Source organism: uncultured Methanobrevibacter sp., from assembly GCF_900314615.1.
Lineage (GTDB): Archaea > Methanobacteriota > Methanobacteria > Methanobacteriales > Methanobacteriaceae > Methanocatella.
In genome coordinates this window covers 1-3,882 of sequence record NZ_OMWA01000047.1, presented here as the reverse complement: position 1 = coordinate 3,882, position 3,882 = coordinate 1, and the positions used below count along the sequence as shown (strand labels likewise).

Annotated in this window: 6 protein-coding genes; all 6 read left to right on the top strand. The window is 32.8% G+C overall.

Annotation, left to right across the window (positions count from 1 at the left end; translation table 11 throughout):
• Positions 1–333: uL15m family ribosomal protein (locus QZN33_RS11540; protein ID WP_296792787.1), on the top strand; the 333-nt coding region annotated here is incomplete at its 5' end.
• 28 nt (positions 334–361) lie between these two features.
• On the top strand, positions 362–1,723 hold the full coding sequence (gene secY / locus QZN33_RS11535; protein ID WP_296792785.1) for a preprotein translocase subunit SecY: 1,362 nt from the start codon (positions 362–364) through the stop codon (positions 1,721–1,723).
• 41 nt (positions 1,724–1,764) lie between these two features.
• On the top strand, positions 1,765–2,325 hold the full coding sequence (locus QZN33_RS11530) for an adenylate kinase (RefSeq protein ID WP_296792779.1): 561 nt from the start codon (positions 1,765–1,767) through the stop codon (positions 2,323–2,325).
• Positions 2,326–2,337: 12 nt separating this feature from the next.
• The gene (locus tag QZN33_RS11525) at positions 2,338–2,913 is read left to right on the top strand and encodes a DUF106 domain-containing protein (RefSeq protein WP_296792776.1); all 576 of its coding nucleotides are present in this window, start codon (positions 2,338–2,340) and stop codon (positions 2,911–2,913) included.
• Positions 2,914–3,034: 121 nt separating this feature from the next.
• Entirely contained in the window at positions 3,035–3,301 is a 267-nt protein-coding gene (locus QZN33_RS11520; RefSeq protein ID WP_296792773.1) for a 50S ribosomal protein L34e, read from the top strand.
• Positions 3,301–3,822, top strand: a complete 522-nt coding sequence (gene cmk / locus QZN33_RS11515; protein WP_296792770.1) for a (d)CMP kinase — start codon at positions 3,301–3,303, stop codon at positions 3,820–3,822. Before QZN33_RS11520 ends, cmk begins: the two co-directional genes overlap by 1 nt.
• Positions 3,823–3,882: the final 60 nt, after the last annotated feature.

The window sequence follows — 3,882 nt, the reverse complement described above, 5'->3', positions numbered from 1 at the left end:
AAAGCAGGTATGGGTAAACAACACTGGACCTGGACTGTAATCCACGATCCTAACCACTTCGGTAAACATGGTTTCAAAAGACCTCAAAAAATGATTAAAAAAGTAAATTCTGTTAATTTAAGTTACTTAGAAGAACAAGCAGATAATTTAATTGCAAGCGGCAAAGCATCCAAAGAAGGCGATGCTATTGTTATTGATGTGACTGAATTAGGTTACGACAAAGTTTTAGCTAAAGGTAATATTACTAAAGCTTTCAAAATTTCAGCATATCAATTTTCCGCTGGTGCAATTGAAAAGATTGAAGAATTAGGAGGGGAAGCTATAGAATTATAGCTTTCTTCAATTATTATTGAGGAAGAAAATGTCCGCGCTAGAAGTATTAGAGCCAATATTTAAATTCATTCCTGAGGTAAAATCTCCAGTTCATAGGGAAGAGTTTAATGAAAAACTCAAATGGACCGCTATCGTTTTAGTATTATATTTCTTTTTAACTCAAATTCCATTATACGGGGTATCTGCCGCATCTATAGATCAGTTCGCTCAGTTAAGAGCAGTAATGGCAGGTAGTTTTGGTTCAATTCTCACTTTAGGGATTGGTCCTATTGTAACTGCATCCATTGTATTGCAGTTATTAGTAGGTTCTAATCTTTTGGATTTAGATTTATCTTCTCATAAAGATAAGTCTCATTTTCAGGCTACTCAAAAAGTATTATCAATTGTATTCACAATATTCGAAGCTTCTGTTTTAGTATTGACTGGAAATGTAATACCAATTGATGGTTCTTACACTGGATTATTAATTTTGCAACTTGTTATTGGTGCATTAATTATTATTTATCTTGATGAAGTTGTTTCTAAATGGGGATTCGGTAGTGGAATTGGTTTGTTCATTGCAGCAGGTGTATGTCAAGCTATTGTTGTAGGAACATTCAGTATTCTCTCAGGTACTGACGGTTTATTTGCAGGAATTATTCCTAAATTTATTCAATTAGCTACAACTGGTGTATATGACTTCTCTGTCTTAATACCATTGATTGCAACTATTATTGTATTTTTAGTTGTTCTTTATGGTGAATCAATGAGAGTTGAAATTCCGATTTCTCACGGTAGTGTAAGAGGTCACGGTAGAATTAGGGGATCTGTTGGTAAATATCCATTAAAATTTGTTTACTCCAGTAACATGCCAGTTATTTTGACTAGTGCATTGCTTGTAAACGTAACTTTATTTGCAAATATTTTCCAAAAAATTGGTGTACCTATTTTAGGTCACATCGATAAAGGTAAACCTGTGGATGGTATTGCATGGTTATTATCAACACCTAAATTGGAAATGTTTATTACTGAACCACTTCATGTGTTAGTATATGCAGTATTTTTCATCCTCTGTTGTATGCTGTTCTCATATCTTTGGGTTGAAATCAGTGGTTTGAATGCTAAAAAGATTTCAGAACAACTTTATAATTCTGGTATTCAGATACCTGGTTTCAGAAGTAGTAAACGTCAATTATTTAAAATTTTGAAAAAATATATTCCTGCACTTACCATTATAAGTGGTATATATGTAGGTCTTATTGCTTTCCTTGCAGACTTAACCGGTGCTTTAGGTGGAGGTACTGGTGTATTGCTTACTGTAGGTATTGTTCATAAACTTTATGAAGAAATGGCAGAGGAACAACTTATGTCCTCAAATCCACTTCTTAGAAAATTCTTAGGAGATAATTAATTCTCCTAAGCTTTATCTTTTAAAAAAGGTGAGGGTTTAAAATGAAATTAGTAGTATTAACAGGGATTCCAGGTTCTGGAAGTTCAACTTTACTTGGTAAAGCTTTAGATAAAGTAGATTATGTTCACTTAAACTACGGTGACATAATGACTGAAATTGCTATCAAAGAAAACATTGTTCAAGATAGGGATGCTTTAAGAAAATTATCCGCAGAAATTCAAAAGGAAATTCAAGCTAAAGCAGCTAAAGAAATTAAAGAAAGATCCGAAAAAGATAATGTTATTGTAGATACTCACTGTACCATCAATACTCCATCTGGTTTCTTACCAGGACTTCCAATTTGGGTTTTAGAAGAATTAAAACCTGATCAATTTATCTTAATTGAAGCAGATCCGGACGAAATCATTTTCAGAAGATTAAATGATGATACTCGTGTCAGAGATACTCAAAAAGCAAAAGAGATTCAATTACATCAAGAAATGAACAGAGCTACTTCTATGGCGTATGCTACATTAACAGGAGCTACTGTTAAAATCTTACGTAATCCTGATAATCATTTAGATTCTTCAGTTGCTAAATTAGTAGATGTATTAAATTTATAGAGGTTGTTTAAAATGGCTTTCACAGACCCAATTTTTCAAGCATTGAATGTTGTTTTTGATCCAATTTTATCTATGGATCCAAATCCAGCAAATCCGGCTTTAACAGTTTTAATAATTGCATTTATAGTATCATTGATTACTACTATTGCAAATAAATATTTAGTTGATCAAGATGAATTAAATGAACAGCAAGCTAAAATGAAAGCTTTCCAAAATGAACTCAGAGAAGCTCAAAAGAAAGGGGACGGCAAAAAGATTGCAGAACTCCAAGCTAAACAGGGCGAAATGATGGGAGACCAAACTGCAATGATGTCCAATCAGTTCAAACCAATGATTGTAACTTTTGTCCCGATTATTTTAATATTCTTCTGGATGAGATCTTCTGCAATTCATAATTTGGTTGTAATATTGCCAACTACTGTCTATTGGGTTACTTTAACTCCATTGTGGCATGCTATCGGTAGTGTTATCTATGGTGGTAAAGCTACTATTCCATACGGTATCGGTTGGTTATTATGGTATATGATTTGTACTTTCGGTATGAGTCAGATATTAAGAAAATTCTTAGGATTTAAACAAGGGTTCTAAATTAGCCATTAAACTATACATTTATTAATGATAAGAAAGATATATTATAGCATTCTATTTTAAGAATGCGCTATTACACAATTATCAAATATTTATTTAATTAAAATTTATAGGTGATTAAATGCCTGCAAATAGGTTTAGATCAAGATCATATAAAAGAGTTCAAAAAAACACTCCTGGTGGAGAAAATGTTTTAAGATACAAAAAGAAAAAACCATCTAAGCATGTTTGTGCTGAATGTGGTAAAGTGTTACATGGAGTTCCACGTGGACGTCCATATGAAATTGGAAAATTATCCAAAACAGCTAAAAGACCTAACCGTCCTTTCGGTGGGTACTTATGTTCAAGCTGTGCTCGTAAACATTTCAAAAACGAGGCTAGAAAATAATGATAATTACTATCGGTGGGTTAGCTGGAACCGGAACAACAACTACTGCTGAATTACTTTCAGAGAAGTTGAATATTCCTTATATCTCTGCAGGTTTTGTTTTCAGAGAAATGGCTGCAGAAAGAGGTATGAGTGTTCTTGAATTTAGTGAATTTGCCGAAGGTAATGATGATATTGATAAAGAAATTGATAGAAGGCAAGCTCAAAAAGCTAAGGAAGCAGATAACTTAATAATTGAGGGCAGGTTATCAGCATTCTTTGTTGATAATGCTGATTTAAGACTTTGGTTAGTAACTCCATTTGATGTTCGATCTAAACGAATAGCTGAAAGAGAAGATAAAACTGTGGATGTAGCTAAAAACGAAATAATTATTCGTGAAAAAAGTGAAGCCTTAAGATACCTAGAAATCCATAATATAGACATTTCTAATATGGATATCTATGATTTAATTATAAATACTGATACTTTCAATCCTGAAAATGTATCAGAAATCATTATTCAAACATTAAAGGTGATATAAATGGCATCAATCGAAGTAGGTAGAGTATGTGTTAAAATCGCTGGTAGAGAAGCTGGCGAA